Here is a 16,418-nt window from a genome sequence, read left to right on the forward strand (position 1 = left end):
AGTGGGCCCGGGTTTCCGTCGACGGGGTCTGCCGAAGGATCGGGCGCGGCCCCGCGACGGCTCGGTCAGGGCGCTGCCGCCGCGACGGCCAGCATCGCGATGTCGTCCTGGCTCTGCCCGTCGAGCCACTCGTCGACGGCATCGAGGAGCCGGTCGACCAGCGCGGCCGGGGCCAGCCCGGCGGCCGAGGCCAGCGCCGCGCGCAGCCGTTCCTCGCCGAACATCTCCTGGCCGCCGGGGCCGCCGCGCGCCTCCACGACCCCGTCGGTGTACGCGAGCAGCAGCTCGCCGGGGCCGAGGCACAGCTCCGCCTCGGCGAACCGGGCGGCGGCCAGCGCGCCTACCGGCATCCCGCCGACCGCGACCGGGGCGACCCCACCGTCGGCCCGGACCAGCAGCGGGGACGGGTGGCCGCCGCCGGCGATCCGGACGGTGCACCCGCCGCCGGGCGCGGCGTGGAGGGTGCCGAGCAGCAGGGTGGTGAACTGGCTGCGGCGGGCCGAGTCCGGGGAGTCGAAGAGCGCCTGGTTGAGCAGCCGCATCAACTCCAGCGGCCGCTGCTCGACCAGGCGCAGGGTCCGCAGGGACTGGCGGACCCGCCCGGTGAGGACGGCCGCGCCGACGCCCTTGCCGGCCACGTCCCCGAGGGCGAAGATCGCGCCCCGGGGGATGGGGAAGACGTCGTAGAAGTCGCCGCCGATGCGCAGCCGGTCCCCGGCCGCCCGGTACCCGCCGGCGAGGGTGGCGCCCGGCACGGCCGGCAGGTCGGGCGGGAGCAGGCTGTTCTGCAACACCCGGGCCAGGTGGACCTGTTCGCCGTAGAGTTCGGCGGCGCCGAGGGCCGCGCCCGCGCGGGCGGCGAACTCCCGGGCCAGCTCGATGTCGCGCCGGGCGAAGCCGGCCCGCCCGGCACGACGGACCAGCACCAGGGCGCCGGTGGTGCGGCCGGCGCCCCGCATGGGGCTGGCCAGCACGGTGCCGGGCCGGCCGAAGCCGGGCGGAAGCACGGTGGACAGGACGGCCGTCTCCTGGTCCGGCCACGGGGACGGGTTGGCCGCGTGCCCGGCCAGCGCCTCGGCCAGGCCGGGCAGCGAGTCGGTCAGCGACCAGGTCGCCAGCCCGGTCGCCGGGGCGGGATCGACCCCGTCGTACCGGATCCAGTGCGGCTGGCCCTCCGCGGGCGGGGGCGGCAGGTGGACCACCATGGCCAGGTCGGCCAGGTAGGGGACGGGCAGGGTCGTGGCGGTCCGCAGCGTCTGCTCGCGCTGGAGGGACAGCCCGAGGCGGCTGCCGGCCTGGGCGAGGAACGTGGTCCGGGACCGCTCGACGCTCAGCGCCTCGATGCGCGCGTGTTCCTCGGTGACGTCCCGCACGTACCAGGCGTGCCGCCCGTCGGCCAGGTCGCGCCGTACGCCCCGCAGCCGGCGACCGCCGTGTTCGGCGTCGAAGCTGTCCGCCCCGGCCCCCGCCGACCGGGCCATCGCCGGTATGGGACAGGTGCGCAGGTCCGTGCCGGGTACGAGCTCGGGAAGCAGGGCGGTCGCCGTCGCGTTGACCAGCGTCACCAGCCCCGCCCGGTCGGTCGTCACGACCGCCTCGGTGAGCCCGTCGAGCACCTCCCGGGTCAGCCGGGAGTCGACCGGGCGCGCGGGGCCGGGGGAGAGGCCGGAGCGGAGGCGGGCGGGCTGCCCGCCGTCGGCCGGGCGCGTGCCACCGCCCCCGGGAACGGTGGTCACCGCCGCTCGCCGGGCGCCCCGGTCTGTCGACCTGTGCGCATGCTGGTCGTGCTCTCCTCGGATGGGGGTCGTTGCCTTGGGACAAGCGTACCGAGGCGCGGCGACGCCGCCGTCGGGGGAATCCGGCTCAGGCCGCCCGGGCCAGCCAGCCGGCCGGGCGCGCCAGGATCCGGCGTACCACCGAACCGGCCCCGCCGACGGCCGCGGCGGCGGCGCCGAGGGACGCCGGGCGGACGGTGACCGGCGACCAGGCCGCGGTGAGCACCCGCCGGGAGATCTCGGCGAGCACCGGCGGGCGCAGCCACGGCGCCAGCGGGGCGTACCCGCCGCCGAGCACCACGGTGTCCAGGTCCAGCAGGTTCACCACGCCGGCGACGGCGACCCCCAGGGCGGTCCCGGCCTCGGCCAGGGCCCGCAGCGCGCCCGGGTCGCCGGCCCCGGCCAGCTCGGCCAGCCGGGTCGTCGCGGTGTCCGCCCGCAGGTCCGCGCCGGCGAGGCCGGCCGCGGCGAGGATCGCCTCCTGACCGGTGTACGTCTCCAGGCAGCCCCGCCCGCCGCACCGGCAGGGCGGGCCGTCGGGCCGGATCGGGAGGTGACCGATCTCCCCGCTCCAGCCGCGCGCGCCCCGGAACAGGGATCCGTCGAGCACGATCCCGGCGCCGATGCCGACCTCGCCGGAGATGTGCAGGAAGCTGGCCCGGCCCGCCGGCCCGGCGTGCAGCTCGCCCAGCGCGGCGAGGTTGGCCTCGTTGTCGACCACCAGCGGCGGTACGCCGTCGACGTGCGCGGTCAGCGGCGGCCCCTCGGCGAGCAGCGCGGGGACGGGCACGTCGCGCCAGCCGAGGTTCGGGGCGAGGCGGACCAGGCCGGCGTCGTCGACCAGGCCGGGCACCGCGAGGGCCGCGCCGGCCAGGGTGAGCCCCTCTCGGGCGGCGTCGGCGCGGGCCCGGGCGGCCAGGTCGGCCAGCCGGGCGAGCGCCTCGGCGGGGGAGAGGGGCCGCAGGTCGGCGCGGTGCACGGTGTGGTGGCGGACCCGGCCGGCGAGGTCGACCACGCAGGCGGCCAGGTAGTCGACGTTGACCTCCAGGCCGAGCCCGGCCGGGCCGTCCGTGGCGAGCACCAGGCCCCGCGAGGGCCGTCCCGCGCCGGTCCGGGGCGTCGGCTCCGACTCGGCGACCAACCGGCCGGCGAGCAGGTCCTCCACCACGGCCGAGACGGTGGCCCGGGTGAGGCCGGTGCCGGCAGCCAGCTCGGCCCGGGACGGCGGGCGGTCGGCACCGGCGATCCGGCCGAGCACCACGGCGAGGTTCCACTCGCGCAGGCTGCCCTGGCGTACGGCCCCGGGCGGGGCGTCGGGTCGGCTCACCCCTTGACAGTGCCACAGGCCCGCCAAATAATTCAACCACTGAACAAATAGCGGACGACACCTCGGAGGTCTGCCATGGCACCCCGTCCCACCCCCGCCGACAAGTTCTCCTTCGGCCTCTGGACGGTGGGCTGGCAGGCCCGCGATCCGTTCGGCGACGCCACCCGCCCCGAGCTGGACCCGGTCGAGGCGGTGCACCGGCTCGCCGAACTCGGGGCGTACGGGATCACGTTCCACGACGACGACCTGGTGCCCTTCGGCGCGGACGCCGCCACCCGCGACCAGCACGTGGCCCGCTTCCGCAAGGCGCTCGACGAGACCGGCCTGGTGGTCCCGATGGTGACCACCAACCTCTTCACCCACCCGGTCTTCAAGGACGGCGGCTTCACCAGCAACGACCGCGACGTCCGGCGCTACGCGTTGCGCAAGGTGCTGCGCAACGTCGACCTCGCCGCGGAGCTGGGCGCCCGCACCTTCGTGATGTGGGGCGGCCGGGAGGGCGCCGAGTACGACCTCGCCAAGGACGTCCGGGCCGCCCTGGACCGCTACCGGGAGGCCGTCGACCTGCTCTGCCAGTACGTGGTCGACTCCGGCTACGACCTGCGCTTCGCCATCGAGCCCAAGCCGAACGAGCCGCGCGGCGACATCCTCCTGCCCACCGTCGGGCACGCCCTGGCCTTCATCTCCACCCTGGCCCGCCCCGAGCTGGTCGGGCTCAACCCGGAGGTGGGGCACGAGCAGATGGCCGGCCTGAACTTCGCCCACGGCATCGCCCAGGCGCTCTGGCAGGGCAAGCTGTTCCACATCGACCTCAACGGCCAGCGCGGCGTCAAGTACGACCAGGACCTCGTCTTCGGCCACGGCGACCTGCTGAACGCGTTCGCCCTTGTCGACCTGCTGGAGCACGGCGGCCCCGGCGGCGGGCCCGCCTACGACGGCCCCCGGCACTTCGACTACAAGCCCTCGCGCACCGAGGACATGACAGGCGTCTGGGCGTCGGCGGAGGCGAACATGCGCACCTACCTGCTGCTCAAGGAGCGGGCGGCGGCGTTCCGGGCGGACCCGGAGGTCGCCGAGGCGCTGGCCGCGAGCCGGGTCGCCGACCTTGGCACGCCGACGCTGGCGCCGGGCGAGGGCTACGCCGACCTGCTCGCCGACCGTTCCGCGTTCGAGGAGTTCGACGTCGACGGGGCCGCCGCGAAGGGCTTCGGCTTCGTCCGGCTCAACCAGCTCGCCGTCGAGCACCTGCTCGGCGCCCGCTGAGGCCGCCGGCGATGCCGATCGTCGCGGGGGTCGACTCCTCGACCCAGTCCTGCAAGGTCGTCGTCCGGGACGCGGAGACCGGCGCCCTGCTCCGGCAGGGCCGGGCGCCGCACCCGGACGGCACCGAGGTCGACCCGGCGGCGTGGTGGTCCGCGCTGGGCGCGGCGGTCGACGCCGCCGGCGGGCTGGCCGACGTGGCGGCGGTCTCCGTCGCCGGCCAGCAGCACGGCATGGTGTGCCTCGACGAGGCGGGTGACGTGGTCCGGCCGGCGCTGCTGTGGAACGACACCCGTTCCGCCGGGGCCGCCGCCGAGCTGGTCGGGGAGGCCGGCGGCGGGGAGGCCGGCCGCCGCTTCTGGGCCGAGGCGGTGGGCAGCGTGCCGGTCGCCAGCTTCACCGTCACCAAGCTGCGCTGGCTGGCCCGGCACGAGCCGGAGCGCGCGGCCCGGGTGGCGGCGGTCTGCCTGCCGCACGACTGGCTGACCTGGCGGCTGGCGGGCGCGCCGGGGCTGGCCGCGCTGCACACCGACCGGGGCGACGCCAGCGGCACCGGCTACTGGTCCCCGGCCACCGGCGACTACCGCCTCGACCTGCTGGAACGGGCGCTCGGCCGGCGGCCGCACGTGCCGACCGTGCTCGGCCCGGCGGAACCGGCCGGCGCCGTACGCCCCGACGCTCTGCCGGGCCTGCCCGCTGGCGGGGCGGTGCTCGGCCCCGGCACGGGGGATAACGCCGCCGCCGCGCTCGGCGTCGGCGCGGGCCCGGGCGACGTGGTCGTCTCGATCGGCACCTCGGGCACCGTGTTCAGCGTCGCCGACGCCCCGGCGGCCGACCCGGGCGGCACGGTCGCCGGCTTCGCCGACGCCACCGGCCGCTTCCTGCCCCTGGTCTGCACGCTCAACGCCGCGCGGGTGCTCGACGCCGCGGCGGCGATGCTCCGGGTCGACCTGGACGAGCTGGCCCGGCTGGCGCTCTCCGCCCCCGCCGGCGCGGACGGGCTGGTCATGGTGCCCTACCTGGAGGGCGAGCGGACGCCCGACCGGCCGCTGGCGTCCGGGGCCGTGCACGGGCTGACCCTGCGCACCTCGACGGCCGCCCACCTGGCGCGCGCCGCCGTCGAGGGGCTGCTCTGCGCCCTCGCCGACGGCCTCGACGCGCTCACCGCCCAGGGCGCCGCCGTGCGCCGGGTGATCCTGGTCGGCGGGGGCGCCCGCTCGGCGGCGGTGCGCCGCATCGCGCCGCAGGTCCTCGGCGTGCCGGTGGTCGTCCCGCCGCCCGGCGAGTACGTGGCCGACGGCGCCGCCCGCCAGGCCGCCTGGGTCGCCCTGGGCGGCGCGGCGCCCCCCACGTGGTCCGTCCAGGGCACCGAGGAGTACGCCGCCGCCCCCGTCCCCGCCATCCGGCAGCGGTACGCCGCCGCCCGCGAGCACTTCCTCGACCGGGTCGACGCCGTGGCGGGGTAAAGGACTGTACGGGCGCGCCCCGGCTCGCGATCATCGACGGATGCGAACCACCCCCGAAGCGGACGAGGCGCCCGGCACCGGCATTCCCTCGATGCTCCAGTACGACGACGCGGACACCCCCTGCGACGTCATCGACGCGCTGGTCCTGGCGGACTTCGTCACCGGCCGCCACCCGTGGTCGCACACCGTCCGGCTCTCCCGGGTGCGCCCCGACGCGCCGCTGACCGCCCCGGACGGGCGACTGCTCCGCACGGCGGTGGAGAACCGCCAGCTGTCCCGTCTGCTGGCCGGCGACGGCTGGACGGCCAGGGTGGTCACCTGGAAGGGGCGCGGCGCGGAGGTGACGGTCACGGCGGTCTCCGAGGAGGTGGGCCGGCCGGCCCTGGACCGGATCGTCGACGGCGCCGCCGAACCGGAGGATCCGGGCGCCGGCCGGATCGGCTTCTGGCACCAGAACCCCCGCCGGGGCAGCCAGCGCGACGTACGCTCCATCGCCGCGCCGGAGTGGGCGGCGATCCGGCCGAACTACGCCGCCGCGGCACGCGACGCGCTCGACGAGCTGATGGCGACCACCCCGGAGCGCCTCTCCGGTCGGCTCGTGCTGCTGCACGGGGCGCCCGGGACGGGAAAGACCACCGCGCTGCGCGCCCTCGCCCGCCAGTGGCGCGACTGGTGCCAGGTCGACGCCGTGCTCGACCCGGACGTGCTCTTCGCGGACACGGCGTACCTGTCCGAGGTGGCGGTCGGGGACGAGGACGGCGAGCAGGGGACGGGCCGCCGGTGGCGGCTGCTCATCCTGGAGGACTGCGACGAGCTGATCCGGGGCGAGGCGAAGCAGGCCGCCGGGCAGGCCCTGTCCCGGCTGCTCAACCTGACCGACGGGCTGCTCGGCCAGGGGCGCGACGTGCTCGTCGCGATCACCACGAACGAGGACCTGTCCCGGCTGCACCCGGCGGTGGTCCGCCCGGGACGCTGCCTGGCCCGCATCGAGGTGGGCCCGCTGTCGTACGAGGAGGCGACCGGGTGGCTGGGCGCGGGGGCGGGGGTGCCGCCCCAGGGCGCGACCCTCGCCGAGCTGTACGCGCTGCGGGCTGGCACGCCGGCCGCGCCCGCCGCCCCGCCCACGATCGGCGGCTATCTCTGAGCGCCCCGGCGCGCCCGCGCGTCGTCACCCGCTCGTGACCTGATCCTGGTTGGCTGCCGCACATGACCTTGACCAGGGGCGGGCCGGCGCGGGCCCGGGGCGGGACGCCCGCGCACCGGTTCTACAGCGTCGTGGTCTTCGTGCTGCTCGCCTCGCTGGACAACGTGGCGATCGGTCTGGTGCCCCCGCTGTACGGGCCCATCTCCGCCGCCTTCGACGTGCCGCAGCGGCTGCTCGGCCTGGTCACCGCCGTGAGCTTCCTGGCCAGCGCGGTCGCCGCGGTGGGCTGGGCGTACGTGGGCGACCGCGCGAACCGCAAGCCGCTGCTGATGGTCGGCACCCTCATCTGGGCGCTGGGCACGGGCGGCAGCGCGGTCGCGGCGAACTATCCCGCCTTCCTGGCGGCGCAGATCCTGGCGGCGGTCGGGCTGGGCGCGGTCGGATCGGTCGGCTTCTCGGTCGTCACCGACCTGATCTCGCCCCGCCGCCGGGGGCTGGTGATGAGCTTCTGGGGGCTGTCGCAGGGCGTCGGCACGCTCGCCGGCACGCTGGTCGGCGGGCTGCTCGGGGCCGCCGACTGGCGACGCCCCTTCCTGCTGCTGACAGTGGTCGGCGTCGCGGCGACCGTCGCCTACCTGTTCACCTACGACATCCGGCGCGGGCAGAGCGAGCCGGAGTTGGCCGACGCGCTCGCCACCGGCGCCGAGTACGACTACCGGATCAGCCGGGCGGACCTGCCGAGGATCCTCGGCAGGCGGACGAACCGCTGGCTGATCCTCCAGGGCCTCACCGCGCAGGCGGCCTTCGGGTCGCTGGTCTGGCTGCCGGTGCTCTTCGCCCAGCGGGCCGAGGACCAGGGCTACTCGGCCGCCACCGCCGTGATCGTGGGCAGCGTCTTCGCCACCCTGTTCCAGCTCGGCGGGGTGCTCTCCATCGTGGGCGGGCTGGTCGGCGACGCGCTGCAACGGCGTACGCCCCGGGGCCGGGCCCTGGTCGCGGCGGTCGGCATCCTCGCGGCGCTGCCGTTCTACCTGGTGCTCTTCTTCGTGCCGGTACGCATCGACGTGCCGGACGGCGCCGGCGCGGGCGCGGTGGTGCGGGCGGTGCTGACCAGCGTGTTCACGGAGCCGACGGTCGGGCTGAGCCTGCTCACCGCCGTCGTGGCGCTGGCGCTCACCTCGGCGAACTCGCCGAACTGGTTCGCCCTGATCGCCGACGTCAACCCGCCGGAGCACCGGGGCACCGTCTACAGCCTCGGCAACCTGGTCAACGGCGTCGGCCGGGCGGCCGGAAACGGGCTGGTGGGGGTGGCCTTCCACGGCCTGCGTGCGGCCTTCCCGCCGCCGCTGAACTACGCCGTCGGGCTGGCGGCCTTCCAGCTCTTCTTCATCCCGACGGGCATCATGTACTGGCTGGCCTCGCGGACCTCGCCGGGCGACATCGACGACGTCCGGGACCTGCTGCACGACCGCGCCGAACGGCTGTGAGGAAGGGCACCTTCCCAACGCTATGCGTTAGTGGAAGGTGCTCTTCCTTACACGTCAGGCCGGGCGGACCCAGACCGTCACGTCGGTGGGCACGGCGCCGTCGGCGTCCAGCGGGGCGCTGGCGTGCACCAGCTCGGACCCGGCGGGCAGCGGCACGGCGGCGTCGCCGAAGTTGGTCAGCACGGTCAGCCCCCCGTTGCGGAACGAGAGCACCTCGTCGCCGGAGGCGAGCCACTCCAACGGGCCCTCGCCGAGCCGGTGCTCGCGGCGCAGCCGCAGCGCCGTCCGGTACAGCTCGTACGTCGAGCCGGGCGTGTCCCGCTGCCGGTCCAGGGCGTACTCGGCCCAGAGCGACGGCTGCGGCAGCCAGCTCGCGTCGGTCGGCCCGAAGCCGTACGAGGGCGCGTCGGCCTCCCACGGGATCGGCACCCGGCAGCCGTCGCGCCCCCGCTCGGTGTGCCCGCTGCGCGCCCAGGTCGGGTCCTGCCGGGCCTCGTCGGGCATCGTGGTGTGCTCCGGCAGGCCCAGTTCCTCGCCCTGATAGAGGTAGGCCGAGCCGGGCAGGGCGAGCATCAGCAGGGTGGCCGCCCGGGCCCGGCGCAGGCCGAGCGCGGCGTCCGGCTGCGGGTCGCCGATGCCGATGCCGTTGGGCCGTTTGCCGCCGACCGGCAGCCCCAGCCGGGAGGCGTGCCGGACCACGTCGTGGTTGGAGAGCACCCAGGTGGTCGGGGCGCCGACGGCGTCGGTGGCCTCCAGCGAGCGGGTGATCACCGCGTACTGGGCCGGGGCGGTCCACGCGGCCAGCAGGTACTCGAAGTTGAACGCCTGGTGCATCTCGTCCGGGCGGACGTAGCGGGCCAGTCGCTCGGCCGGCTCGACCCACGCCTCGGCGACCAGGATCCGCTCGTCCGGGTAGCCGTCCAGCACGCGCCGCCACTCCCGGTAGATCTCGTGCACGCCCTCCTGGTCCCACATCGGCGGGCGCGGCTTGTCGATCTCCTGACCGGAGAGGATCTCCTGCGGCTCCTGCCAGTCCGCCAGGTCGGCCTGCTTGATCAGGCCGTGCGCCACGTCGACGCGGAAGCCGTCGACGCCGCGGTCCAGCCAGAACCGGAGCACCTCCAGGAACTCCTCCCGGACCTCGGGGTTGTCCCAGTTGAGGTCGGGCTGACCGGAGTCGAACAGGTGCAGGTACCACTGGCCGGGGCGGCCGTCGGCCCCGGCGACGCGGGTCCAGGCCGGTCCGCCGAAGACGCTCTGCCAGTCGTTCGGGGGCTGTGCGCCGTCCGATCCCCGGCCGTCGCGGAAGACGTAGCGGTCGCGCTCCGGGCTGCCGGGGGCGGCGGCGAGCGCCGCGGCGAACCACTCGTGCGCCGACGACGTGTGGTTGGGCACCAGGTCGACGATGACGCGCAGCCCGCGCGAGTGCGCCCCGGCGATCAGCCGGTCGGCGTCGGCGAGGGTGCCGAAGAGCGGGTCCACGTCCCGGTAGTCGGCCACGTCGTACCCGGCGTCGGCCTGCGGCGACGGGTAGAACGGCGACAGCCAGAGCGCGTCCACGCCCAGTTCCACGAGGTGGTCCAGGCGGGCGGTGATGCCGGGCAGGTCGCCGATCCCGTCGCCGTCGGAGTCGGCGAAGGAGCGCGGGTAGACCTGGTAGATGGTGGCCCTGGTCCACCAACCGGTGGCCGGGCCGGCGGGCGTGTCCTGGTGCGTCAGGTTGCTGTTCAGGGCCTTCTCCCGTGTGTCGAGCCGGACGGTCGGATGCTGCCGGGCGTCGCCGGTTTCCCGTTAGTGTGCCCGGGGCGGTGCGGTCGATTCACGCACGATCAGCCGAGTGGGCAGGATCACCGGTGATCCCGGCGTGTCGAGATAGGGGGTGCTCCCCGGCGGCAGGGCCCGGCCGTGCAGCGGGTCGAGCAGGATCCGCGTGGCGAGCCGGCCCTGCTCCGCCGCTGGCTGGGCGATCGTGCTCAGCCCGAGGACGCTGGCCAGGTCGTGGTCGTCGACGCCGATCACGCTGACGTCCTGCGGCACCCGCAGGCCGGCGTCGCGCAGCGCGGTCATCGCCCCCATCGCCATCTCGTCGCAGGCCGCGAAGATGGCCGTCGGCGGGTCGCCGCGCCGGAGCAGTTCCTCGGTGGCCCGCGTGCCGCCGCTGATGGTGAACTGCGACTCCACGTCGAGGCCGGGATCGGGGACCATCCCGGCGTCGCGCAGCGCCTCCCGGTAGCCGCGCCGCCGGTCGAGGTGCGTGGTGTACGCCAGCTCGTCGTCCGGGTCGCCGGAGATGTGGGCGATCCGCCGGTGCCCCAGGTCGAGCAGGTGCCGGGTGGCGGTCCGCGCGACGCCCACGTCGTCGATGCGTACGCAGGGCCAGCCGGGCACCACCGTGCCGGAGCTGATGGTCACCCCGGGCAGCTTCAGCTTCGTCAGGGCGGTCAGGTCGGCGGGCCGTAGCGGCGTGGCGACCAGCATGATCGCGTCGACGCGCTTGTGCAGGTTGGCGGTGCGCAGCACCCGCTGACGGATCTGCTCCCGCCCGCCGAGGTTGTAGAGCAGCAGGTCGTAGCCCGCCTGCTGGAGGATGTCCTCGACCGCCTCGACGACGGTGCCGAAGAACCACCGGGTGATGCGGGGGACCACGACGGCGACCGTGCCGGTGCGCCCGCCGGCCAGCCGCGAGGCGCTCGGCGAGACGGCGTACTCCAGTTGCTCGGCCGCCGCGAGCACCCGGCGCCGGGTTGCGGCCGAGACCGTCGGCAGCCCTCGCAGCGCCCGGGACACGGTGGCGGTGGAGACCCCGGCCAGGCGTGCGACATCATCGATCCTCGTCACGCTACCCCCGCTCCGCGCAGCTCCGCCGCCGCCGGGTCACCGGCGGCGGCGGAGACGTCTCAGCCCTTGACGCTGCCGGCGAGCAGGCCGCGCACGAAGTAGCGCTGGAGGGACAGGAAGACGATAAGCGGTACGACGATCGAGACGAACGCGCCGGCGGTGAGCCGCTGCCACTCGTTGCCCCGGGTGCCGGCCATCTCGGCCAGCCGGACGGTGAGCGGGGCGGTCTCGTCGCCGCCACCGGCGAAGATCAGCGCGACCAGCAGGTCGTTCCAGACCCAGAGGAACTGGAAGATGCCGATCGCGGCCAGCGCCGGGGTGATCAGCGGCAGCACGATGCTGCGGAAGATCTTCGGGTGGGTGGCCCCGTCGACCCGGGCCGACTCCATCAGCTCTCCGGGCAGCTGCGCCATGAAGTTGTGCAGCAGGAAGACGGCGAACGGCAGCGCGAAGCAGGTGTGCGCGAACCACACCTGCGCGAACTTCTGTTCGTCGACCAGGTCCCAGGCCGGCATGACGGTGATCCCGCCGACGGTGACCCCGGTGGAGAAGAACTTCAGCAGCGGCACCAGGGCCATCTGCAGCGGCACGATCTGCAGCGCGAAGATCGCGATGTAGAGCCAGTCCCGCCCCCGGAAGTTGATCCAGGCGAGCGCGTACGCGGCCAGGGCCGCGAAGGCGATCGGGAAGAGCACCGACGGGATGGTGATCGCCAGCGAGTTGATGAAGTAGCTGGCGAGCTGCCCGGACGACGAGGAGCGCCCGAACAGCACCTCCTGGTAGTTGTCCAGGGTGAACGACGGGCTGGTGAAGAAGTTCCACCACCCGCTGCTCTTGATCTCGTCCTCGGGCCGGAAGGAGGAGATGAACAGGCCGAAGGTGGGAATGGTCCAGAACACCGCGATGACGATCGAGACGAGCGTCGCGGTACGGCTGTTCAACCGCCTGCGGACCCGACCGGCGGTGCTGGTGCCCCGCCCGCCGGTCTTCTGGGTGCCGGCGGCGACGGTGGGCGTCGCGGTGGTCATCTCAGCCCTCCCGCTGCTGACGGATGTTGCGGATCTGGTAGATCACGATCGGGATCACCAGGACGAACAGGAAGACCGCCAGGGCGGAGCCCTGCCCGTTCTCGCCGTACCGGAACGCCTGGTTGTACATCTCGTTGGCGATCACGCTGGTGTCGTAGTTGCCGTTGGTGGACGTCCGGACGATGTCGAAGACCTTGAGGGTGGCGATCGACAGCGTCACCACGACCACGATCAGCGCCGGCCGGATGCTCGGCATGGTGATCTGCCAGAACATCTGCCACGGGGTGACCCCGTCGAGCCGGGCCGCCTCCACGATGTCGGCGGGGATCGCCTTGATCGCGGCGGAGAGCACCACCATCGCGAAACCGGCCTGGATCCAGACCATGATCACGATCAGCAGCAGCGTGTTCAGCGGTGGGTTGAGCAGCCACTGCTTCGGCTCGCCGCCGAGGCTGACCACGATCTGGTTGAGCAGACCGATCTGCTCCTGCCCGTCACCGCGGTAGGCGTAGACGAACTTCCAGATGATGCTGGCGCCGACGAAGGAGATCGCCATCGGCAGGAAGATCAGTGACTTGGCCACCGCCTCGAACCGGGCCTTGTCCACCAGCACGGCGTAGAGCAGGCCGAACGTGGTGGCCACCAGTGGGACGAGGAGCACCCAGATCAGCGTGTTGATCAACACGCGGACGATGGAGTCCTCGGAGAACATCCAGCCGTAGTTGCGCAGCCCTACCCAGTTGTCGCTGCCCTGGTCCATGAACGACAGCAGCAGGGTGCGGACGGCCGGGACCACCAGCCCGATGGCGAGCAGCAGCAGCGTGGGCAGCAGGAAGAAGAGCGCGAAGACCCCCTCGCGCGGCTTGCGCCGGCGGGGGATCGGGGCGCCACTCGCGGAGGCAGCGACGAGCTGCGCCTCCCGGCGGCGGGCGAACCAGGCCGGCACCACGTCGAGGAGCAGGAGCAGACCGCCCACCACCGCGACGAAGGCGATCAGCCCGTACATCAGCATGAGGAACTTCGGCTGTTCCGCAGCGAAGTCGAACTCCATCGACCCTCCCAGGTCCTTGACCGGCCGGTGGGCCGGCCCGCGTCCCCGCGGACCGGCCCACCGGTCAGATCACTTCCAGCTGGTCTCGACGTCCCGGAGCACGGTCGCGGTGTCCTTGCCGTTGATCCACTGGACCATGGCCTTCCAGAACGTCCCGGAGCCGACGGCCGCCGGCATCAGGTCCGAGCCGTCGAAGCGGAAGACGCTGGACTTGTCCTGGAGGATCTGCACGGAGAGCTTGTCGACGGGGTTGGGGACGTTGGCCAGGTCGAGCTTGTTGTTGGCCGACACCCAGTCGCCGATCTTGGCGCGGCTGTTGGTGTACTCGCCGGACGCGAGGTAGGTCTGCACGGCCTGGACCTCGGGGCGGTCGTTGAAGGCCGCGACGAACTCGCCGCCGCCCAGCACCGGCTTGCCCTTGCTGGCGTCGATCGCCGGGAAGTAGAAGGCGAAGACGTCGCCGTCCTCGGCCACCTTGGTGCCCTGCGGCCAGTTGTTGGCGTAGAAGGACGCCTGGCGGTGCAGCGCGCACTTGCCCGTGGTGATCGGCACGCCGGCCTCCTGGAAGGAGGTGGTGGCGATGCTCTTCACGCCGCCGAAGCCGCCGTTGACGTACTTCTCGTTCTTGAGGATGGTGCCGGCCTTGTCGAGGGCCTCGGCGACCTTCGGGTCGTTGAACGGGATGCCGTGGGTGACCCACTGGTCGTAGACCTCGGGGGTCTGCGTCCGCAGCATCAGGTCTTCGATCCAGTCGGTGGCCGGCCAGCCGGTGGCCTCACCCGACTCGATGCCGGCGCACCACGGCTTGGTGCCGGTGGCCGCGATCTGGTCGCTGAGCTTGATCAGCTCGTCCCAGCTGGTCGGGACCGTCCAGCCCTTCTCCTTGAAGGTCTTCGGCGAGTACCAGACGAAGGACTTCACGTTGGAGCCGAGCGGGGCGCCGTAGAACTGGCCGTTGACGGTGCTGTACTTCAGCCAGTCGGCCGGGTAGTTCTCCTCGGCCATCTTCTTGGTCTCGGCGCCGACCGGCTTGAGCTTGCCCGAGTCGACGAAGCGCTTGAGCAGGCCCGGCTGCGGGATGAACGCGAGGTCGGGGGCGTTGCCGCCGTCGACCAGGACGTTGAGCTGCGCCTCGAACTCGCCGCTGCCCTCGTGGTCGATCTCGATCCCGGTGCAGTCCTCGAACTGCTTCCAGGACTCGTCGAGGCGGTCGGCCTCGATCTCCCGGATGGACGAGTAGATCTTGACCTTCTTGCCGTCGATGTCGCCGTACTTCTCGTATGCGGCGCACTCCGCGGAACCCGCGGCGTCACTCTTCTTGTCGTCACCGGTGCCGCAGGCCGTGGCGCTCAGCGCCAGCCCCAGTACGCCGGCGATCGCGATAGCCCGGCGTGATCTGGCAAACGCCATGCCGTTCTCCTTCCTTGCCGGCGCGTCAGGGATCGAACCCGCGCCGGTCCGATGGGCGTCACCACATGTAAGCGCTTGCATCTGGCCTGGTCCACCCCTATCCGGACACGAGCGAGTAACAATCCGGAAACCCGTAAACCCCCTGTTGGGCACGCTCCCACACGGGAATTCGACCCCTTTCCATCGATGTCATTTTCTGTCACTCTGGAGGCCGGCGATCGAAGGATTTCGACATAGGAGGTGTTGGATGGGCAAGCGGTGGTTGGGCCTGCTGGCGGCCGGTCTGCTGGCTGTGGGCGCGCTGGTCGTCCCGGCGGCCCCGGCGATGGCGGCCCCCACGTTCAAGGTCCCGTTCCCGTGCGGGCAGTCCTGGTCCGGTCAGACGCGCACCGGCCACAGCCCGGCGTACGCGATCGACTTCAACCGGACCGACGACCTGGGCGACCCGGTGGTGGCGAGCGCGCCGGGCACCGTCGACCGGGTCACGGACCTCGGCGGCACCAGTTACGGAAAGTACGTCCGGATCAGCCACGCGGGCGGCTACCACACCTACTACGCCCACCTCAACGGCTTCAACGTCTCCGTGGGCCAGAGCGTCGGCTACGGCAAGGTGATCGGCTGGGTCGGCAGCACCGGCGGCTCGACCGGCCCGCACCTGCACTACGAGCAGCGGCTCAACGGCGCCGACATCCAGGTGCGGTTCAACGGTGCGCTCGCCCTCTACTGGGGCACCAAGAGCTACTCCAGCGACAACGGCTGCAGCAGCAGTTCCGGCTCCGGCACGGTCAACACCAGCGGCACCGCGCTGACCGTCCGCTCCGGCCCGGGCACCGGCTACGCCGCGGTGGGCACCGTCGCGGACGGCGCGCGGGTGACCATCTACTGCCAGACCAGCGGCACCAGCGTCACCGGCACCTACGGCACCAGCACCATCTGGGACCGGATCGGCTCCGGCCGCTACATCGCCGACGCGTACGTCTACACGGGCTACGACGGCTACATCCCCGGCGTACCGCGCTGCTGAACGGGTGACGGGGCCCCGGCTGCACGCCGGGGCCCCGTTCCGTCGTCGTGCCCTCCGCCGCCCGGCTCAACCGTTCAGGCGCCAGATGGCGAAGTTGAGGGCGGCCGCGAAGGTGACCCACGCCCAGTAGGGCAGCATCAGCAGGGTCGCCGGGCGGGACACCCTGCGGAAGAGCGCGACCGTCACGCCGATCGCCACCCACATCAGCAGGATCTCGGCGAACGCCAGCCCGTAGCGGCCGGCGCCGAAGAAGAGCGGCGTCCAGACGGCGTTGAGCACCAGCTGGGCGATCCACGCCCAGAGGGCCGGGCCGAAGCCGACCCGCCGCCAGACCAGCCAGCCGGCCACCGCGATCATCGCGTAGAGAAGGCTCCAGACCGGTCCGAAGAGCCAGGACGGGGGAGCCCAGGCGGGCTGTTCGAGGCTCGCGTACTCGGCCGAGGTGCCCTGCACACCCAGCCCGCCGATCGCCGCGGCGACGAACACCGCCGCCCCGAAGCCGAGCAGCGCCCACCACTGCCGGGCGCCGCCGGTCCGTTCAGCGCTTCCAGACATCTCCATGGTCGAGATATTTCCGCCGGAGACGGACGGTAAACCCGCCGTCACCC

The 16,418-nt window shown here is 73.5% G+C and carries 13 protein-coding genes; 5 read left to right on the top strand and 8 right to left on the bottom strand.

Translation table 11 applies throughout. The features are described from left to right. Positions 1-65: 65 nt before the first annotated feature. Both AB0B83_RS15775 and AB0B83_RS15780 read right to left on the bottom strand, forming a co-directional pair. Positions 66-1,736 (bottom strand): PP2C family protein-serine/threonine phosphatase, encoded by a 1,671-nt coding sequence (locus tag AB0B83_RS15775; protein WP_357578803.1) that lies wholly within the window; start codon positions 1,734-1,736, stop codon positions 66-68. A 127-nt stretch (positions 1,737-1,863) separates the two neighbouring features. Beyond that, positions 1,864-3,102: an ROK family protein gene (locus AB0B83_RS15780; RefSeq protein ID WP_357578804.1), complete on the bottom strand. Its 1,239-nt coding sequence runs from the start codon at positions 3,100-3,102 to the stop codon at positions 1,864-1,866. 75 nt (positions 3,103-3,177) lie between these two features. On the opposite strand from AB0B83_RS15780, the gene xylA reads away from it, so the two are divergent. The 4 genes from xylA to AB0B83_RS15800 all read left to right on the top strand — a co-directional run bounded on the left by xylA (position 3,178) and on the right by AB0B83_RS15800 (position 8,459). Continuing rightward, positions 3,178-4,365: a xylose isomerase gene (gene xylA, locus AB0B83_RS15785; RefSeq protein ID WP_357578805.1), complete on the top strand. Its 1,188-nt coding sequence runs from the start codon at positions 3,178-3,180 to the stop codon at positions 4,363-4,365. Positions 4,366-4,376: 11 nt separating this feature from the next. Further along, positions 4,377-5,828 carry a xylulokinase gene (xylB, locus tag AB0B83_RS15790; protein WP_357578806.1) on the top strand — a complete coding sequence of 484 codons (1,452 nt, stop codon included), beginning with the start codon at positions 4,377-4,379 and terminating at the stop codon, positions 5,826-5,828. A gap of 40 nt (positions 5,829-5,868) precedes the next feature. Next, positions 5,869-6,972 carry a DUF5925 domain-containing protein gene (locus AB0B83_RS15795; RefSeq protein WP_357578807.1) on the top strand — a complete coding sequence of 368 codons (1,104 nt, stop codon included), beginning with the start codon at positions 5,869-5,871 and terminating at the stop codon, positions 6,970-6,972. A 62-nt stretch (positions 6,973-7,034) separates the two neighbouring features. Further along, on the top strand, positions 7,035-8,459 hold the full coding sequence (locus AB0B83_RS15800) for an MFS transporter (protein WP_357578808.1): 1,425 nt from the start codon (positions 7,035-7,037) through the stop codon (positions 8,457-8,459). A 54-nt stretch (positions 8,460-8,513) separates the two neighbouring features. Here AB0B83_RS15800 and AB0B83_RS15805 read toward each other — a convergent pair whose 3' ends face one another. From AB0B83_RS15805 to AB0B83_RS15825, 5 genes are all read right to left on the bottom strand, one after another. Further along, on the bottom strand, positions 8,514-10,190 hold the full coding sequence (locus AB0B83_RS15805) for a glycoside hydrolase family 13 protein (RefSeq protein WP_357578827.1): 1,677 nt from the start codon (positions 10,188-10,190) through the stop codon (positions 8,514-8,516). Between the two features lie 60 nt (positions 10,191-10,250). After that, the gene (locus tag AB0B83_RS15810; protein ID WP_357578809.1) at positions 10,251-11,297 is read right to left on the bottom strand and encodes a LacI family DNA-binding transcriptional regulator; all 1,047 of its coding nucleotides are present in this window, start codon (positions 11,295-11,297) and stop codon (positions 10,251-10,253) included. 59 nt (positions 11,298-11,356) lie between these two features. Next, positions 11,357-12,325 (bottom strand): carbohydrate ABC transporter permease, encoded by a 969-nt coding sequence (locus AB0B83_RS15815; protein ID WP_357578810.1) that lies wholly within the window; start codon positions 12,323-12,325, stop codon positions 11,357-11,359. Position 12,326: 1 nt separating this feature from the next. Continuing rightward, positions 12,327-13,376: a sugar ABC transporter permease gene (locus AB0B83_RS15820; protein WP_132239431.1), complete on the bottom strand. Its 1,050-nt coding sequence runs from the start codon at positions 13,374-13,376 to the stop codon at positions 12,327-12,329. A 69-nt stretch (positions 13,377-13,445) separates the two neighbouring features. Further along, positions 13,446-14,786 carry an ABC transporter substrate-binding protein gene (locus AB0B83_RS15825; RefSeq protein ID WP_357578811.1) on the bottom strand — a complete coding sequence of 447 codons (1,341 nt, stop codon included), beginning with the start codon at positions 14,784-14,786 and terminating at the stop codon, positions 13,446-13,448. A gap of 247 nt (positions 14,787-15,033) precedes the next feature. On the opposite strand from AB0B83_RS15825, the gene AB0B83_RS15830 reads away from it, so the two are divergent. After that, entirely contained in the window at positions 15,034-15,810 is a 777-nt protein-coding gene (locus tag AB0B83_RS15830; RefSeq protein ID WP_357578812.1) for a peptidoglycan DD-metalloendopeptidase family protein, read from the top strand. A 66-nt stretch (positions 15,811-15,876) separates the two neighbouring features. Here AB0B83_RS15830 and AB0B83_RS15835 read toward each other — a convergent pair whose 3' ends face one another. Beyond that, positions 15,877-16,371, bottom strand: coding sequence for a TspO/MBR family protein (locus AB0B83_RS15835; protein WP_357578813.1), 495 nt, complete (start codon positions 16,369-16,371; stop codon positions 15,877-15,879). Between the last annotated feature and the right edge of the window lie 47 nt (positions 16,372-16,418).

This window comes from Micromonospora sp. NPDC049060 (genome assembly GCF_040649055.1).
Classification (GTDB): domain Bacteria; phylum Actinomycetota; class Actinomycetes; order Mycobacteriales; family Micromonosporaceae; genus Micromonospora; species Micromonospora reichwaldensis.